This is a genomic window from Myxococcaceae bacterium JPH2 (assembly GCA_016458225.1).
In the GTDB taxonomy this organism is placed as follows: Bacteria; Myxococcota; Myxococcia; order Myxococcales; family Myxococcaceae; genus Citreicoccus.
The window spans coordinates 139,437-159,304 of record JAEMGR010000016.1; the positions used below are offsets into that span (position 1 = coordinate 139,437).

A 19,868-nucleotide genomic window follows, 5' to 3' on the forward strand; every position below is an offset into this window, starting at 1 on the left:
TTGGCCTGGCCCGAGAAGGTCTTGCATCGCCCGTCGTCACAGATCATCCGCGCCTTGCTGAGGCTGATCTGCGTCGCGGGATCCACGAGGACGTTCACGCCTCCGGCGATGGCGACGTCGCTCGCGCCGCTGCGCAGGGCCTCCATGGCCCGGTGGATGGCGACCAGGGACGAAGAGCAGGCGGTCTCCACGGGCTCGCTCGGGCCGTGCAGATCCAGGAAGTAGCTCAGGCGGTTGGGGCCCACTGACGGGAGGGTGGCTCCGCCGTTGAAGCCCTCGATGGGTATCCCCGCGGCGGTCGCGCGCTTGTCGTAGCCGCTGGCCCACATGCCGATGAAGAGCGCCGTCGCGCTGCCGGCGAGAGCGCCGGGGGAGTGGCCAGCATCCTCCAGCGCCCACCAGACGTGCTGCATCAGCAGGCGCTGCTGCGGGTCCATCGCCTCGGCCTCCTTGGGGGAGATGCCGAAGAAGAGCGGGTCGAACTCGTCAATCCCGTCGATGAAGCCGCCCCACTTCGCGCGCGTTCGATCGCCCGTGTCGGGGTCTCCGTAGATCGCGCGCCAGTCCCAGCGGCTGGCCGGGACCTCGGTGATGCAGTCCCGCCCTTGGAGCAGGTTGTCCCAGAGCTCGGTGAGGGTGCGAGCGCCCGGGAAGCGGCCGCTCATCCCGACGATGGCGATGGGCTCGTCCGACTCGGGGGGACGTACCGCGCGCGGCGCGGGGGCGGGCGCGGCCTCGACGTTCGGCGCGTGCGCTGGTGGGAGCAAGGAGGGCACCGGATTCGAGCGGGTGAAGACCTCCGGGTGCTCGCGCAGCAGCGCCTCGGCGAGGTCGCCGATGGTGGGGTGCTGGAAGAGGAGGGTGGGAACCAGCGACAGCCCCAGCTCCGCGTTCAGGGCGTTCGTGAGTTCGGTCAGCAAGATGGAGTCGAACCCGTACTCGCCCAACTCCCGGGATGGGTCGAGGTCGTCCTCGGAGAGCCTGGCCAGCGCGGCGACCCGACTCGTGACGAGCCGCCGGACGGTCGCCAGCGAGGGCGCGGCGGAGTTGGCACCGGTGCGCGCGGCGGGCTTGGGTTGCGAAGGCTCCGGCGATCGCGCTTCCTGGCGCACGGCCCGCTCGAGTTCTTCGGCGGGGCCGTGCATGACCACGACGTGGCCGTCACCCAGCGAGAGCGCCTGGTAGAACGCCTGGACTCCGGCCGCCGATGGCATCGGCGTGAGCCCTCCGCTCTGTCGCAGGCGGTGCAGTCCCGCCGCGTCGAGCCGCATGCCACCGTCGCGCCAGTACGGCCACGCCACCGAGAGCGTGTGCCCTCGGCGCTCGCCGTTCAGGACGCGCGCGTTTCGGGCCTCCGCGAAGGCATCCATGAAGGCGTTGGCGACCGCGTAGTCGGCCTGGCCTGGGTTGCCGAACGTCCCCGCCACCGACGAGAAGAGGGCGAAGAAGTCGAGGTCCAGCTCGCGCGTCGCCCGGTCCAGGTGCAGCGTCCCCTGGACCTTCGGGAGCAGCGCCGCGGTCAGCTCCGCTCGGGTCTTGCGGTGCAGCGAGCTGTCTCGGAGGACGCCCGCGGCGTGGATGATTCCCTCGAGGTGGCCGTGCCTCTCCACGAGTGAGCTGATCAGGGCCTCGACCTCGTGGGCGTCGCCGAGATCGACCTGGCGATACTCGACCTTCGCCCCGCGTTCGCGCAGCGCTTCCATCCGCCGCTGCTGCGAGTCACTCACGGGTGAGCGGCCCGCCAGCACGATCGTGACGGGTGCCACGCGGCTCGCGATCTCCTCGGCGAAGATGGACCCCAGACCTCCTGCGCCGCCGGTGACCAGATAGGTTCCGCCGACCTTCCACGGCGGCGTGGCTCGGTCCTCGGAGAGCTCCGCACGGACGTACTCGGCGGCCTGCCGCTCTCCGTGGCGGAAGCGGACGTGGACGAGGGCGCGATGAGCCCGCGCCTCGATGAGCTGGTTCGCCCAGGCAGTGCTGCTTGCGTCCACTTCGACGAACTGAACGTGGAGCGCCGGTGCCTCCTTCCTCGCGGTCAGCAGCAGCCCGGAGAGGCCATGCCAGGGCCGGTGCTCGGGGCCGGGTGGCAGCGCGAGCTGCGCGAAGAGCTCTCCTCGGGTGGACGCTCCCGTGAGCGCTTGGATGCGTTCAAGCAACTCAGCCGCGCGCGCTGGGAACTCGCGCGCGAGCTGCTCCTCCCCGCCGCCCGTGGGCAGCCAGAGGAACGTGGCCCCAGAGAGTGTCGCGGCCAACTTGCGCTTCGTCTCGCCGTCGGGCTCGGGCGCGATCACCAGGTGGTGCGCCGGCGTCCCCTCCCACGCCTTCGATGCATTCGCGGCCCACCGCCGCTGGAACAGCCGCACTTCGCCCGAACCCACTGGCGTGGGATCCACGTCCGCGCGCTCGCGGAGCGACAGGCCGCGCAGCCGGACGCGGACCTGCCCCTGGTCGTCGCAGACATCGATGTCGAGCTCTCGCGTCGAGGGCGCGGCGCCGCGCACGTTCCGCACGTGCGCCCATCCCGCCAGGGGGCTGGGCCCCAGGACCTCCAGGGAGCGCAGCGCGAACGGGAGGTAGCTCCGCGCATCCTCGCCAGCGTCGAGCGCGATCATCGCCTGCAGCGCCGCATCCATGACGCTCGGGTGGAGGACGAAGGACTTCGCCTCGGGCTGGAGTTCCGGGGGGAGTTCCAGCCTCGCGAGCACCTCGCCGTTGCCACGCTGGACGTGGCGGAGCGCGCGGTGCGCCGGGCCCAGGTGGACGCCGCGACGCTCGAGCGCCGCATAGCAGGACTCCGGTGCCACCACGTTCGCGGAGGTTCGGTGGCGCACGGCTTCGACGTCCATGCGCGCCGGCTCCAGTTCCACGGCGTACCAGGCGGTCCCCCGATGGTACGGAGCGCTGCCCGTGTCGTTCGCGGGAGCCACGGTGTAGGCGGCCTCGTTCGCGGCGCCGCTCACCAACTCGATGCGCACGTCGAGCGGAGGCGCTGTCCCCATCTGGAGTGGGCGCGCCCACACCAACTGCGTGAGCCGCATCGCCACGAAACGGTCGGCCTCGCCGAAGGCGGCCGTCGCCGCTGCTCGGGCCATTTCGAGGTACGCCACCGCGGGGAGGGTGCGCTCGCCCGCGACGCGGTGGTCGCGGAGGAAGGGCTCCTGTCCCGAGAACGCGGCGCGGAAGGAGGTCCCGCGCAGCGTCGAGGTGTTCCGGTGGACGAGCGGGTGGAGGCGTCCACCAGCGGAAGGCGCGGGCCGTTCGAGCCAGTGCCGCTGTCGCCGGAAGGGGGTCGGCGGAAGCGCGATGGCGGGCGCGTGAGGCACCGCGTTCGCGTAGCTCAGGTCGACGCCTCGCTCGTAGAGCGCGGCGAGTGACGTCAGGGCGACCTCGAGCCCACCGCCCGGTTGGAGGCTCGGAATCCGCTCACCGTCCGGCCACTCTCCACGAGCGCCGGGCAGTCCCACCTCGACGAAGCCATCCACCCCGCTCTCCACCAGGGTGCGGAGCGCATCGGCCGCGCGGGCGGGCGCCGTGGCTCGCGACGTCCAGTATTCGGCGCGCGTGACTTCGTCGCCGCTCTGGATCCCCGACACCGTGGACACGAGCGGGATGCGCGGCGGACGCAAGGTCGTGCTGCGGTTCGCCTGGCCCGTGACGAGGCGCATGGCCGTGGCGGCGTTCATCACCCCCGCGGCCACCGCTGCGGCGTACTCGCCGATGCCGCACCCGGCGACCGCGCTCGGCTTCACCCCGTAGTGGGCCCACTGCGCGACCAGGGCGCATTGCCACGCGAGGAACACCACGCGACGGTTCGGCACCTCGTTGGACCGCGAGCGGAGCCACTCACGAAGCTCCGGGTCCAGGAAGGGATGCTCCAGGACCTTCGCGACGGGCGGACACTCCTCCTCCTTCCCCGAGAAGAGGAACGCGAGGCGGTGGATGGGCTCGGAGGGCGGCCTCGTTTCGGCGAGCGCTCGGCGCCACGCCGCGCGATTGCCGACGACCGCACGCCGCACGCGATGGTGCGCTCGGCGGGTCGCGGCCGTGGCCGCCACCATGGCCTCTGAGACGTCTGCGTCGAGGAAGCGCTCGAACCGCTCGGTCAGCACGGCGAGGGTCTCGGCGTTCGGCGCGGACAGCAGCAGCAGGTGCTCGCCGCGCGCGTCACCTCTTGGCGACGAGGGAGTCGCGGGTGCCTGCTCGAAGATCGCGTGGGCGTTCGTGCCGCCGAAACCGAAGGCGCTCACGCCGGCTCGCCGGAGCCCCGCCCCCGTCCACCGCTCGCGATGCGCCGCCACCTGGAGCGTGGCGGGATCGACGTCGATCTCCGGATTGAGCTGCTCGAAGTTCACCTGACCTGGGATCTCTCCGTGCTGCACGCAGAGCACGGCCTTCATCGCGCCCGCGAGGCCCGCGGCGGCCTCCAGGTGTCCGAGGTTGGCCTTCACCGCCCCGACGCGCAGCGGCTGTGCGCGCTTCCCGGTGCGGAACACCGCGTTCAGCGCGTGCAGTTCAATCGGGTCACCCAGTCGGGTGCCCGTCCCATGGGTCTCGACGTAGCCGATGTCCTCGGGGTTCAGGCCCGCGTCCGCCAGCGCGGCGCGGACAACCGCCTGCTGGGCCACGCCGTTGGGCGCGGTCAGCCCGCTGGTCAGCCCGTCCTGTCCCACCGCGCTTCCTCTCACCACCGCGAGGATGGGATCTCCGTCGCGCTGCGCGTCCTCGAGGCGCTTGAGGAGAATGGCGCACGCGCCTTCGCCGCGACCGAACCCATCGGCCTTCGCGTCGAACGTCTTGCAGCGTCCGTCGGGCGCGAGCATCCCCGCCTGCGAGAGGACCATGCCGGACTCGGGTCCGAGGATCAGGTGGACGCCGCCCGCGAGCGCCATGGAGCACTCGCCTTGGCGGAGGCTTTTGACGGCGAGGTGAAGCGCGACGAGCGACGCCGAGCAGGCCGTGTCGACCGCGAGGCTCGGGCCGCGCCAGTCCATCCAGTAGGAGAGCCGGTTGGCGGCGGTGCTGGCCGAGGTGCCCGTCCCGGTCCACGCCGAGAGCAGGTCTGGATTGGCGAACTGCATCCGCGCGTAGTCGCTGCCGCCGATTCCAACGAACACGCCCACGGGCGCACCCTTGAGCGCGGCCCGGGTGAGGCCCGCGCGCTCGAGCGCCTCGTGGCTCACTTCCATCAGCAGTCGATGCTGCGGGTCGAGGTAGGCCGCCTCGCGCGGAGTGATCTGGAAGAACTCCGGGTCGAAGCGATCGACCCCGTCGATGAAGCCCGCGTGGCGCGGCTGGGGTCGAGCACCCGGCGGCTCGGCGCTCCACCGATCTCCCGGCACCTCGACGATGCCGTCCATCCCTTCGCACAGGGTTCGCCAGTAGGCCTCCGGCGAATCAATGCCCCCCGGCAGGCGGCACGCCATCCCCACGACCGCGACGGCTTGCGGGCCCGCCAGCGCGGGCGGTGGGGCGGCCACCTCCACGGTGGCGCTGGCCAGTGACTCCCAGAGGTGCTTCGAGAGCCGCTCGATCGTCGGGTAGTCGAAGGCCAGCGTCGCCGGCAGTCGCAGCTTCAGCCGGTTCGCCAGCTTCGAGCGCAGCTGCACGGACATCAGCGAATCGAGGCCCGCCTCACCGAAGGGCGCATCGGACGCCAGCGCCGACGGCGCGACCCCGAGGATGCGCGACGCCTCCGTCTTCACCAAGGCGGCGAGCTCTTCCAAATTGCCGGGAGGGGAGCTGTCGAGTCCCGCCGCGGGGGGCGGCGAGGGCTGCTCGCTCCGGGCGCTCCCGAAGGCGTCGATCTGTCCCGCCGCGACCACGGTGTGGGCGCGCCCTTCGGACAGGACGGCCTCGAACTCCCGGAAGCCATCATCGTCCGCGAGCGGCTGCACCCGACTCGAGAACCGCGTCCGGAGATTCATCCCGTCTCCGGCCCACGAGCCCCAGCCGATGCTGAGAACGTCGAGACCTTCTTGGCGCCACTGGTGGGCCAGTGCGTCGAGCGCGGCCGACGCGGCGGAGTACGCGGCCGTACCCGGGACACCGATGAGCGCCGACAGCGACGAGAACAGCACGATCTGTTCGAGGTGAGGCCCCCTCAGGTGATGGATGAGGTTCCGGGCCCCCTGCACCTTGGGCCGCGCCACCCGGTCCAGGCTCGTTGGATCCAGCGTGACGAGCGCTCCGTCCTCGAGCGTGGCCGCGCAGTGGATGACCGTGCGCAGGGGGGGCCAGTCTTGCGCCACCGTCCGGCCCAGCGCGGCCACCGCGGCCTCGTCGCCGACGTCGACGCTCATCGCCTCGACGCGGACACCGCCCGCGCGGAGGTCCGCGATGGCCGCCCGCGCGTGCTCCGAGGGGGACGAGCGCCCACAGAGGATGATGTTGCGAGCCCCTCGCTCCAGCAGGTGGCGAGCCATCCGCAGGCCCAGGCTTCCGAGCCCACCCGTGACCAGGTACGTCCCCGCGCCATCTGCGGCGAACCCCGGCGCATCGGCCTGGACATCGAGGACCACCTTGCCCACGTGCCGACCCTGGCCAAGCACATGGAGTGCCCGGGCCGCGTCCCGCATCGGGAAGACGCGGGAAGGCAGCGGGCGCAATTCACCCGCCTCGACCGCGCGAACGAGGGCGTCGAACATCGACGCGATCTCCTCCGGGTCGAGCTGCATGAGGTCGAACGCGTGGTACGCGGCGTTCGGGGCGACCGCCGTCACCTGCTCCTGCGTCCAGCGTTCGGTCTTGCCCAACTCGACGAACCGGCCGCCGGGACGGAGCACGGACAAGGAGGCGGGGATCGCGGCGCCCGTGAGCGCGTTGAGGACGACGTCGACTCCACCTTGGGCCGAGAGCGCCTGCGCGAAGGCGACGGAGCGCGAGTCGTGCGGCTCGAGCCCCATCATGCGCAGGACGCCCCACTTCCCCTGGCTCGCGGTCCCGATCGGCTCGGCGCCGAGCATCCGCGCCACCTGCACCGCGGCCATCCCCACGCCTCCGGCCGCCGCGTGGATGAGCACGCGCTCACCGCGCTTCACATGGGCGATGTCCCGGAGCCCGTACCACGCCGTGAGGAAGGCGACGGGCAGCGTGCAGGCCGCGACGGAGGTGAGCCCCGCGGGGCGGCGCGCCGCCCAACGCTCGTCGATAACGACGGTCTGCGAGAACGCGCCCGGCGCCAATGCCATCACCGCGTCACCGACCGAGAACCGCCGGACGCCCTCGCCCACGGCCACGACGGTGCCAGCGCATTCGCAACCCAGCGCGCCGAGGTCCCCGGGAATGCGACCGAGCACGAGCAACGCGTCGCGGAAGTTCAGGCCCGCGGCCTCGACGCGGATCGCGATCTGCCCCGCCGCCGGTGCGGGCACGGGGCGCTCGGTGAAGTGGACGAAGTCCGCCGAGCCCACCTCGCGGGCCACGAGCGCGAAGTCCTTGGGAAGCGGCGGCACCGGAAGGGCAGGGAGGCGCTCCAGGACGGGGCGGAAGACGCCGGCGGCGCGGAGCGCGAGCTGTGCGCCAGACCGTCCGACGACGCCCGCGAGATCCGACAGGTGGGCTGCGTCGCTCACGTCAACGAGGGTGAGCGACAGCTCGGGATGCTCGGTCGCCAGCACGCGCGCCATGCCCCAGACCGCGGCAGAGCCCGGTCGGATCTCCTCGGTTTCATCGAGGGCGATACCTCGCCGGGTCACGAGGGTGAGGTGGTCCGGTCCCTCGCCGCGAAGGGTTGCCTGGATCACATCCACCAGGTGCGCCAGCCCCTCGGCCGAGGGCTCCGCGAGCTCCGGGACCAGGTAGACCAGCCGCTCTCCGCGCAGCGAATCGCGGCGGGCCTCCCGCGCGTTCGGGAACACCGCCTGGACCTCCCGCACGAGCTCCGCATTCGGGCTCATCACCGCGAGCGACCCGGAGGCAGCGGGCCGCTTGGGTGCGGACTCCCACCGGACGGCGTAGCGGAGGCCGAGCTGCTCCGTGGCCCGGGCGCGGGTCTGGATGCCCGACAGCCGCGCGAGCACCCGCCCCTGCGCGTCCGTGACGGTGACCTCACCCTCGCGGCCCACGACGAAGAGTTCGTCGACGGGAGGGGCGAACAGCTCGGCCTCCTCGATGGCCGCGAGCACGCGGGGCCCTTCGCCTCCGCTCGGGGTGAGGCACAGCAGCGGTTGCATCACCGCGTCGAGGATGGCGGGGGCCCAGTGCTTCCCACCGTTCACCCGCGCGAGCAGCGACCGCTCATTGAACCGGAGCTCCGTGAGCCGCCTCAGGGCCGGACCGAAGTCCAGGCCCGCCTCCGCCACGCGCGCATAGAACGCCTCGGGGGCGAGCGCGTGCACGAGGTTCCTCCCTGCGGCCGTGAGGTCGACGGCCGGGGGCTGGCTCCGCTCCGTGGCGAGCTCCGCCTCGACCAGCGTGCGCCACCCCGTGCCGTCCTGCGTGAAGCTCGCGGCCTGGTCGCCTTCGAAGCGGAAGTGGACGGCCGTGCCGGGGTGGATGGGGAGCGGAGACAGGAAGCGGATGTCCCGCAGTCGCGAGGCGCCCGACTGCCAGAGTGCCATCAGGTGATAGGAGGCGGGCACCAGCGCCCGGCCAGACACCCGGTGATCGCGGAGGTCGGCCAGCTCGGCCGCGTCGAGATCGCTGCGGAAGTGGCGAGCGGGTCCCGGAAGTGGAAGCTCCGTCCCGCGATACGCATCCGCGCGCGCGCCGCCGAGCCGCTGCCGACGAGGGAGCCAGAGCGGCCGGCGTTCAAAGACAGCGGTGGGGAGGCGGATGGGCCTGCCACCCGGTGACAAAGCGCCCAGCGCCAGCGTCTTTCCGGCGAGGAAACACTCGCCGGCCGCTTCCCGAATCGAGCGGCGCTCATCCTGATCGCGCTGCATGCTGGGGATGACGCGGATCTCCATGGCATCCGCGAGCGGGGTGAGGACCGCGTGCGGCCCCAGCTCCAGGACGAGGTCCGCGCCGGTGATGTCCAGCTTCCGCAGCGCCGGGGCGAACTGGACGGGCTGCACGAGCTGCGCACCCCAGTAGCGGGGATCCGTCGGCGCGTAGCCGTCCGTCGTGGCGGCGAAGGAGATCGTCGGGGCCTTGAGCGCGAGGGACCGTGCGAAGTCCTCGAGGGGCCCGCGTGCCGCCACCATGGCCGGCGAGTGGAACGCGTGCGCGATGGCGAGTCGCTTGTGCTCGCCCGTGAAGCCCGCCTCGAATCGCGCGAGTGCCTCCAAGGGACCGGAAAGGACGAGCGACTCCGGACCGTTGACCGCGGCGATGGCGAGGCCGCACTCCACCCGCCGCTCGCGAACCGCCTCCTCGGATGCACGGACCGCGAGCATCCCGCCGGTGGGCGGCAGCGCTCCGGTCAGCTCGCCGCGCTTCGCCGCGAGGGCCGCGCCGTGCTCCAGGCTCAGGATGCCGGCCACGTGCGCCGCGGCCAGCTCGCCCAGCGAGTGCCCGAGAACGACATCGGGCCGCAGCCCGAGGTGGGCCCAGAGCGCGGCCAGGCTCGCCTGAAGGGCGAAGAGCGCGGGCTGCTGGGCTCGTGGCTCGGTGAGGGCCGCGGTGTCCTCGATGCAGCGGTACAAGTCGACGCCCGTCACCTCGCGCACGACGGCGGCGCACCGGTCGTAACTCTCACGGTAGGCCGGCTCGGCGTCGTACAGCTGTCGCCCCATTCCGAGCCGCTGACTGCCCTGGCCCGTGAACAGCCAGATGATCCGGCGCGGACCCGACTCGGTCGTCGCCGCCGACCCGCCGCCCGCGCGGATCCGCCGCTCCAGATCGCCCGCGTCATCCGCGACGACGAACGCGCGCTCGCGCAGCGCGGCCCGGCCCCGATTGGCGGTGGTCGCGATGTCGGCGAGCGCGCGCCCACCGGCGGAGTCCGCGTAGCGGCTGCCCAGCGTCGCGAGCGCGGTCCGTGTCTTGGCGCTCCAGGTGACCAGGTGCGGCCCCTGGGCGCTGGGCCCGGGGGCGGGTGGGGTGAAGCCCTCGAGCACCACATGGACGTTGGTGCCGGACAGGCCGAAGTTGTTCACGCCCGCGATGGCGGGCCGCCCCGAGGGCCAGGGCATGCGCCGGGTGACGACCTCCAGCGGTATGGACTGCCAGGGGATCAGCTTGTTGGGCGTCTCGCAGTGGAGGCTCGCCGGGAGCTGACGGTGGTGCAGCGTCAGCGCGGCCTTCAGCAGCGCCGCCAGCCCCGAGACCGACTCCAGGTGACCCAGGTTGGACTTGAGCGAGCCGATCCACAGCGGCTGCGCGCGCTGTCCGGCGAACACCTCTCCCAGTGCCTCCGCCTCGATCGAATCACCGAGCTGCGTCCCCGCGCCGTGGGCCTCCACGTATCCGACTTCGTCGGGGCGGACGCCCGCGCGGGCCAGGGCTCGGCGCACGAGCTGGACCTGGGCGGCCGCGCTCGGGGCGGTCAGGCCGTTGCTTCGGCCATCATGGTTGAGCGCGGAGCCGCGGATCACGGCCAGGACGCGATCTCCATCCCGCCTCGCGTCGGCCAGTCGCTTGAGGACGATTCCCGCGCCGCCCTCGCTCCGCACGTAGCCGTCCGCCGCGTCGGAGAAGCTGCGACAGCGCCCCGTGGGAGAGACCACGCCCGTGCGACACATGTAGACGGTCGGCTCGGGGGCGAGCAGCGCGTTGGCCGCGCCGACGAAGGCGAGTTCACACTCGCCGCGCTGGAGTGACTCGATGGCCAGATGGGCGGCGGCCAGCGAGGACGAGCAGGCCGTGTCGACCGAGAGGCACGGGCCGCGCGTCCCATAGACATACGCCAGACGGCCGGCGGCGATGCTCGGGATGGCTCCCGTCGCCGAGTAGACGTCGAGCGTGCTCGGATCCCCGGAGAAGTAGCCGTGCTGGGCATAGTCGGTGTTGCACAAGCCCACGAACATGCCGACCTGCCGACCCGAGAGCTGATCGACCGGGAGCGCCGCGTCCTCGAACGCCTCCCACGAGAGCTCCAGCAGCATCCGCTGCTGGGGATCCATCGCCTGGGCCTCCACGTCGCTGATCCCGAAGAACGCCGGATCAAAACCGGCGATGTCGTCGAGGAAGCCGCCCGCCAGCGTGTACATCTTCCCCGGTGCCGCCGGGTCGGCGTCGAAGAGCGCGTGGGTGTCCCATCGGTCCTTGGGAACCGTGGTCACCGCGTCGATTCCCTCGGACAGCAGGCGCCACAGCGCCTCGGCGGAATCCACGCCGCCGGGCAACCGGCAGCTCGTCCCGATGATGGCGATGGGCTCGGGGCCCTCCGCCGCTTGGACGGCGACGGGTTCGGCGACGGGCGCCGGTTCGCGGGTCTCGGCCACCTCGCCCTTGAGGAGGTAGGTGACGAGCTGTCCCGGCGTGGTGGCGCGCCACAACAGGGTCGCGGGCACATCCCGGCCGAGGTGCTCGCGGATCTCCGAGGCGAGCGCCACCGCGCTCACCGAGTCGAACCCCAACCTCGAGAACGTGGCGTTCGGGTCGATCTCCTCGGGCTTCGCCGAGACGTGCTTCGCGATCCGCGCGCGGAGCCAGCCCGCCAGGTCGCTCTCGGTCGGGGCGCTGGCCGCCGGGGCGAGCCGCGACCAGGTGCTCACGACCGCGAGCTCTCCCTTTTCGAGCGCGGCCTTGGTGCCGAGGTGTTGCAGCTTGCCGCTGCTCGTCTTGCGGACGGCGTTGTAGCCGACGAGCCAGACGGTCGAGGGCTGGACCTGGAGGCGCTCGGTGAGGGTCTCCCGGATGGCGCCGAACACGTCCTTCCAGTCCTGGCGACGCGCGCGCTCGAGGTCCTTCTCCTTGACCTCGGCCACCACCCCGAGGTGCTCCTGCCCCTCGTGCTCGAACGCGAACGCGGCGAACCGGCCCTGCCTCAAGGCCTCGTGGCATGAGTCGAGCGCCCACACGACGTCCTGCGGGTACACGTTCTGGCCGCGCAGGATGATCATCTCCTTGCGCCGCCCGGTGATGTACAGCTCGTTGTCCTGGATGAAGCCCATGTCCCCTGTCCGCAGGAACTGGCCTTCCTCGGGCGCGCCCGTGATTCGCGCCTCGAACGTCTCGCGGTTCTTCTCGGGGCGGTTCCGGTAGCCGGCCGCCACGTGCGACCCCTGGATCCAGATCTCCCCCACGCGGCTCGACGCGCAAGGCAGGCAGGTCTCCGGGTCGACGATGCGAAGCAGGGAGCCAGGGCAGGGCTGGCCACAGCCGACGACCGTGCGCGTCCCGGGCCGTCCGTCCTCCTCGGGGGGCCGCCACGCCACCACGCCGCGCGTCAGCGCCGCGTCATCCACCACGGCGAAGCGCATCTCCTCGCCGTGGGCCTTGGCCGTGATGAGCAGCGTCGTCTCGGCCATCCCGTAGGACGGATACAAGGCCAGACGGGAGAAGCCGTGTGGCGCGTACAGGCGCGCGAAGCGCTCCAACGTCTCCCGGCGGATTGGCTCGGCGCCGCAGTACGCGACGCGCAGGGATCGGAGGTCGAGCCCCTCCCGCTCCGCCGGTTGCACCCGCTCCGCCGCGTAGTTGTACAGAAAGTTGGGGCCGCCCGTGTGCGTTCCCCGGTAGTGGGTGATGGCGCGCAGCCAGGCCACGGGCTTCAGCAGCAGGTCGCTGGGCTGCATCACCACCGCGTGATGGCCGTTGAAGATGGGGCACAGGAGGCCGTGCACCAGACCATCGTCGTGATGGTTCGGGACCCACACGATGTCGACGCTGTCCGCGCGGAAGTCCCAGCTCCGCTGCATCATCCCGCAGTTCACGAGCACGTTGCGGTGCGTGATCTGCGTGCCTCGAGGAGCGGTGGTCGTCCCCGACGTGTACTGGAGGTGCAGCACCGAGTCCCCACGGTTGTCCACCGCGCGGAAGGCGCCCGCCCAGGACTCGAGGTCTCGCGGCAGCTCGCGGATCGGCGTGCCGACGAAGCGGAAGTCCCCGCCGTTCGTGTCCGCGAACGGCCGCAGGAACTCGAGGACCGACGCCGGCGCCAGCATGACTGCCGGCTTGGCATCCGTGAGGATGTGCTCCAGCCAGGGCACGGACCTCCCCGTTGGACGGCCCGAGGGCGCTGGCGTGGGGACGGCGGGCATCCCGGCGTAGACGCAGCCGAGGAACGCGCAGATGAAGTCGGCGCCGCCGGGATAGGATAGGACCACCGGGGTGCCGGGCTGGCCGAACTGCCGCAGCCACCCTGCAATCGCCTGGGCACGGTGGTGGAGGTCCCGATAGGTCAGCCTCGCCTCCTCGCGCTCGCCGCCTTCGAGGAAGGTGAACACCCGGGTGTCGGGCTCGCGCTCGGCGCGCTGCCGCACCAATGCGTCGAAGCTCTCGTGCTCGAAGTTACGGTCCACGGTTCAACCTCTCGACGGCAATGTCGGTTCGATAGAGCTCGGCGCAGAGTCGGCGGATGACTTCGTGCGGCTCCGCTTGCGCGAGCAAGGTCATGTGATTGGCGGCGTCGACGTCGGCGAGGCCGAGCCCGGGGAGACGCTCGCGCCAGGCCGTCCAAGAGTCGCGTCCGTCGATGGACGCTTCTTCGTCGCGCCACAGGTAGTACGGCGACAGGTCCCCGTAGAAACGCCCGCTCCGGTTCCGGACGTAGTAGCCGCGGACCGTCCCAGCGGACGGCAGCGGCGGCATCGCGTAGCGGCCTGCCTCGAAGGTGGATTGCACCTTGAGCATCTGTTGGATCAGCAGGCGGAGCTGGGTCGGGCTCTGGATCATCCCGCGCTGCTTCGCGAGTTCGGTGATGCGCGTGAGGAAGGCCGACGGCTCCAACCCCGCGTCGAGCGCGTCCCTGTGCACCAGGCACTCTTCGAGCGGCGCCGCGCGATTCCCCGCGCTCGCGTGCAGCGCGAGGTTCGCCGCCTGGAGGATCGCGGTGCGCTCGGAGAACTCCAGTCGCTGGAAGGTCTCGGCATCGAAGGTGTCCAGCATGACGAGCGAGCGGACCTCCTCGCCCATCGCTTGGAGCTGACGGACCACCTCGTACGCGAGCATCCCGCCGAGCGAGTACCCACCGAGATCGTAGGGGCCGTGCGGCTGGACGGACGTGAGCACGTGCACGTAGTACGAGGCCATGGCCTCGATGCCGCGCAGCGGTGCGCGGTCGGTCATCCAGCCGCGCGCCTGGATCCCATAGAAGGGGCGATCGATGGAGGCCGCAAGTCCCCGGTACAGCTCCACGCCACCCAGTCCCGCGTGGATCCAGAACACCGGGCGCCCCTCACTCCGCTCGTTGAGTCGGACGAGCTCGGGGAAACGCCCGCGCGCGGAAGGGGGCCGCGCGGCCTGGTCCCGCAGCACCCGGAGCGGCTCCGCGAAGTCCTGGAGGAGGTCCCCCACCGAGCGATGGTCGGGCGCGCACAGCGCACCGGCGATCGCGACGAGCAACTCCGCCACGCTCCTCATGCGCGTCGGCTCGAACAGGCGCTTGCGGAACACGGAGAAGAGGTGGATGCGCCCGTCGACGCGGAGGACCTGGATGAACCAGGTCGCCAGCGCCTGCCCTTGGGCCAGGTGCTGCTCGTGCGCCCGGAGCGCGTCGACGAAGAGTGAACGAACGCCGGGGCTCTTCGCGCCCTTCGTCCCGGAGTCCACGTCGGCGCTGTCGAGGACGACGTCTCCGGGAGACTGATAGTAGCCCCGCAGGCCATCGATCCCCGCGAGCGGGAGCAGTGCCTCGAGGTCGACGCGCGCATGGCGCAGGCCGTCCATGAGCCTCGCCCTGACGCCGAACAGGTACTCCAGGGTCGAGCCCTCCGTGGGGGGATCGATCGGCAGGAGAAGGACGTTGCTGAACTCTCCGAGCGCGCGGAAGAGCGGCGCGCGGTCGCGCTGGTTGTTGAAGAGTCGCAGGACGGCGCGCTCGTTTCCGAGCCCTTCGGTCAGCACCAGTCCCAGGGCGCCCGCGAAGATCTGGGTGAGGCTCAGCCCATGGGCGGCCGAGAACGCGTCGATCGTCTCCCCGAGCGAGGCGGGCAGTTCGAGGAGGTGTCCGTCTCCGAGCTCAAGCTCATCGGGCGACAGTTCCGCTGCGTCCGCGGCATACGGGAGCCGCATCGCCGCTCCGGCGCCGGGCAGCAGGCGCCGCCAGAACGCGAGGTCCAACTCGGATCGGTCGAGCCCGGAGTCGTGCTGGCGGAGCGCGTATTGCCAGTACTGCTCGGTGGGGCCGCGCTCGGGAAGAGCCCGGCCCGCGAGCAAGGCGTCATAGTCACCGAGGACCTCGTCGAGCAGCAGCGGCGCCGTGAACGCATCGGCCGTGGCGTGATGGGCCACGACGCCCACCACGAAGTCCGGCGAGCGCTCCATGACCCAGAGTTCGAGGGGCGGGCCCTCGCTCACGTCCAAGAGGCGCGAGCGTCGCTCCAGCAGGAATCGGTAAAACCCTTCGAGCGTCTCGGTGGGTGCCCGCCTCGGGCGGAGTGTGGCCTCGGGCGAGACGACCTGCACCCAATCCTTGCCAGCGCGGAGGTAGCGGGTCCGAAGGATGTCGTGGTGGCTCGCGGCCTGCGTGAACGCGCGCTCCAGGAGTTCGAAGTCGAGCGGTCGCCCGGAGACGAGGAAGGCGTGCTGGAGGTTCAGCGCGTACCGGCCGAGGACCTCGGAGTGGTAGAGGCTGCGGCGCTGCTCGCGCGAGGCTGGCGCGATGATCGCCCGCGACGGCAATGCGATGGACAGCCCCGGCGAACCTTCGAGCCGCGAGGCAAGGCCCGCTGCACGAGGCCCGACGGCGAAGACCTGGGAGTCGCTCCGCGCGAGGGCGCTCCCACCCCGGAGGAACTCCGCGATCTCCGAAGCAAGCATGTCCTCGACCGCGCCATCACGCGGCTGGAGCCACGGGAGCGCCATGCCCTGGAGGGCCGGCGCGGCGGGCGCGAGTCGCTCCTCGAGCCAGGAGGGCAGGGTGGGTGACGCCCCCGGCGCAATCGTCCGCGCCACGGGCAGCTCCATCGCGCGGAGATGCTCGGCGAGCCCGCGGATCGTCTTCGCCCGCATGAGCACGTCGGGGGCGAGCTCCGCGCGCAGCCGCTCCTGGATCAACGCCTGCAGCCGCATGCTCAACAGCGAGTCGAACCCCATCGCGCTGAGCGGCAGGTCCGCGTCGATGCTGTCAGGCGGGTAGCCGGTAAGCTCGGACACGAGGGCCGTGAGCGTGTCTTGCAACGGTCGCGTCGGCGGCGGGGGACGCGGTCGGCTCTGTGCCGGTTCGCGGCGGACCTCGCCCCCGTACCAATGCGCCTCACGGGCGAACGGGTAGCCGGGCAGGGAGAGCGGCGGCACGGCGACCACGGCCCCCCGTTTGGGCATCACGCCTCGGCAATAGAGGTCCGCGAGGACGAGCAGGTCCTCTTCGCGGGACGAGGAACCGGAGGCCAGGCTCGGCTGGGTCAGCTCTCCGAGCCGCACCAGCGCGGGGCTCGCGGGCGCTGTCTCGTGCCCACGGAAGAGATGCTCCGCGGGCCGCCCCTCGGCGAGATCCGCCAGTCGCCGCGCGAGCGTCTCGGCGTCGGCGCACACGAAGGCGGCGCGATGCGCGAAGTGGCCCCGCCGGGACAGGAGTGTGCCGGAGAGGCGCCCCAGGTCGATCGAACCGCGCTGCCGCCGCGTCCAGTCCAGCAGGTCCTGACTCCGGCGACGCACGCCTTCCTCGGCGTGGGCCGACAGGGTGATCAGCGCGGGCAGCGTGGGCGCCGTCGTGGTCGCGGTGGCGGGCGCCTCGGACAGGACGAGGTGCGCGTTGGCCCCGGTGGCGCCGAACGAGCTGATGGCCGCGCGGCGCGGGCGCTCCGGGCTGGGGAGCCAGGGGCGCAGCTCCGTGGTGACCTTGAAGGGACCCTCGGCCAGTCGCAGGCTCGGGTGAGGCGCGCTCATGCCCACCGTGGGCGGAATGGCCTGGTGGTGCAGGGACAGGAGGACCTTCACGAGATGCCCCATGCCCGAGGCCTGGAACGCATGCCCGATGTTGCCCTCGACGCTCCCGAGCACGCACTCGCGCCCGGCCTTCATGAGCGGCGCGAACGCTTCGTTGAGCGACTGCACCTCGATGACGTCGCCCACGGGCGAGCCGTTCGCGTTCGCCTCGACCAGGTCGACGGTCGACGGGTCGATGCCGAAGCGCTCCGAGATCCCCGCGTACAGCGCGCGCTGAGCGGCCCCGTTCGGCGAGGCCATCCCGTTCGTCTTGCCGTTGTGGTTGCTGCCCCAGCCGTCAATCACGCCGTAGACGCGATCTCCGTCCTCGAGCGCCTGCCGCAGTGGCTTCAACACCAGGACGGCCACCGCCTCTCCGGGGACCATCCCGTTGGCGCCGGCGTCGAACACCCGGGACTTGCCGTCGGGCGAGAACAGGCGGGCCTGGCACGCAGTCACGATCAGGTTCGGCGTGCTGTACACGAGCGCTCCGCCGGCGAGCGCCACGTCGCAGCTCCCCGAGGCGAGCTGCTCGCACGCGTGGCTCACTGCGACGAGGGACGAAGCGCATCCCGCGTCCAAGGCGAGCACGGGGCCGGTGAGGTCGAGCGTGTAGGCCACCCGCCCGGGGATGCTCGATGAGGTCACCTGGGGCGCGATGCCCGTCAGCTCCCGCAGTCGCAGCCCATAGTCGCCCCCCGCTCCGCAGAAGACCCCCCACCGCTGGCCGCCAATCGCCGTGGGATCAACCCCGGCGTCCTCGATGGCGTTCCAGGACTCCTGGAGGAAGAGCCGCTCCGTCGGGTCGAGGAGCTCCGCCTCCTTCGGGGTGATGCGGAAGAACCCGGGATCGAATCCGGCGATGTCCTGGAGGAATCCTCCGCGACGGACATAGCTCCCGGGCTCGGCGCCGAAGAGCCGGTCGAGGTCCCAGCCACGGTTCGTGGGGAACTCGCCGACCGCGCACTCGCCCCGTTCGAGCAGGCGCCAGAAGTCGTCGATGTTGGCCGCGCCCGGGAATCGGGCGGACATGCCAATCACCGCGATCCGCGCGTCTGCATCCGTGGGCCGGCGCGAGGGCTGGACATGCGGCGTCTCGGTCCGGGCTCCGGCGCCGAGTTCGCTCGCGATCTGGTCGGCCACACTCTGGACGACGTGCCGCGTGCCGAGCAGGTCGAAGTGATTGTCGCCCTCCACGATGGCCGTCCGCATCCCCGGGAGCAGGCGCGTCCAGCCCGCGAGGAACGGCTCCATCGAACCCTTGGCCTGCTGCACCTTCACCAGATAGTCCGGGTTGTAGACGTGCCCGGACGTCGCGGCGGCGGAGCGGGTCCGCACGAGCAGGCTCTGCACGGGCTTGGCCCAGGAGCGCGGCGTGGCGCGGTATCGCCTGAGCGCGCGCAGGTTGGCGAGGTGCGTGCGCGCCATCGACACCAGTCGACCTCGGAGGATCTCGGCTCCGGTCTTCACGCCACGCTGCTCGATGCGCGCGACGAGCTGCCGAACCAGTTCGAGCCCATCGAGCCCGGCGACCTCGTCATGAGTCAGGGCGATCTCGGACCAGCGGATCCGCCCCTCCTCCTTCGCCCGGCGAAACTCCGGGTCGAAGTGCAGCATCGAGATCATCAGGAAGTTGGCATTCATCACCCAGTTGTGGCGCTCGTCGGAGTCCCAGAGCAGCCCGTCGGCGTTGTTCTCGACCAGCGGCGACTCGACGAGAATCAGGCGCTCGACCTGCTTGCCCCGCTCCTGGAGTTGACGGGCCATCTCGTAGGCGACAGTTCCTCCCATCGATGAACCGAACAGGTGATACGGGCCCACCGGGTCGGCCTTCGTCGCGATCTCCACGTAGTACGTGGCGATCTCCGGAATGGAATCGAGAGTCCCCCGGTCGGTGAGGAAGCCCCTCGCCCGGAGCCCCAGCATGCGGAAGCGGTTTCGAGACGCTTCGGCCAGCTTCTCGTAGAGGCCGACGTCGCCTGACATCGGGTGGATGCAGAAGAGCAGGGGGCCATTCCCCTCGAGCTGGAGGGGCACGAGTTCGGGATGCTCGGCGATGACCTCGGCGAGCCGCTCGCGCGGTCCGGACGGCTGGGGCGCGGCGGGCTCGCGCGCACTCGCGGGGAGCGCGCGTTCCGCCAGCAAGTGTCGCGTCAGGTCCTCGACCGTCGGGTGCTCGAACACGAGCGTCTCACGGAGGTCGCGCCCCAGGCTGTCCGACAGGCGGCGCATGAACCGAAGCGCCGTGATGGAGTCCAGGCCGAGTTCGAGGAACGTCGACCGCGAGTCGAGCGGATCCTCCGGGCGCAGCATGAGGATCGACCGGATCTCCGCCAGCAGATGCCGCCGCATCGCGTCCGCGCCGGGGAGCACCGGGGCCGTCGGCGCCGCCGGGACAGCGGGGGCCGAGGCGTCCTCCCTCCGCGGTTGAGCGCCGCGTGGCTCGACCTTCGCCTCGCCGTACCAGAACGAGCGCCGGTCAAAGGGATAGCCCGGGAGCTGGCAGCGGCGCACGGACGGCGGGTGGAGTCGCTCCCAGGGGATCTTGTCGGCCCCTTCCAGCCACAGCGCCGCGATGGTTTCCAGGTCACGCTCGGCGAGCGCCGTGTCCAGGTTCGCGTCCAGTCGCCGCTCGGCGCTCTGCGCGTCGCGGATCCGGAAGGTGGGAGTCCCCGTCAGGTGACTCGCCAGCGCCGAGACGAGGCTCGCCGTGGAGTCCACGACCCGAGCGGCCCGGTAGCGAAGCGGATCCCGTCCCTGTTGGAGCGTCCACGCCACCGCATCGAGCGCTTCGTCACGTCGCGAGAGCCGATCGTGCAGGCGCTCCATCACCTGGGTGAGCTGCTCCTCGGTCCGCGCGGACAGGACGATCAGCTCGGAGCGAGGGGCGCGGTCGGGAGCGGGTGCCGCAGGGGGCTCGCGAACGACGGCGGCCGCGTAGGCGCCCCCAGCTC

The 19,868-nt window shown here is 71.5% G+C and carries 2 protein-coding genes (both cut by a window edge); both read right to left on the reverse strand.

The window, feature by feature from the left end; genetic code table 11:
• A protein-coding gene (locus tag JGU66_23975) for an SDR family NAD(P)-dependent oxidoreductase (protein ID MBJ6763843.1) crosses the window boundary here: on the reverse strand, positions 1–13,349 show its 5' portion. The gene continues 11,548 nt to the left of window position 1, outside the view; only the first 13,349 of its 24,897 coding nucleotides appear in the window; it begins with the start codon at positions 13,347–13,349; its stop codon lies off the left edge, out of view.
• Positions 13,339–19,868: the final stretch of an SDR family NAD(P)-dependent oxidoreductase gene (locus tag JGU66_23980; protein MBJ6763844.1), read on the reverse strand. It continues 15,493 nt past the right edge of the window; 6,530 of the gene's 22,023 nt are visible here — the last part of the coding sequence; the start codon falls outside the window, past its right edge — the gene reads right to left on this strand; the stop codon is at positions 13,339–13,341. The genes JGU66_23975 and JGU66_23980 overlap by 11 nt, the downstream gene beginning before the upstream one ends.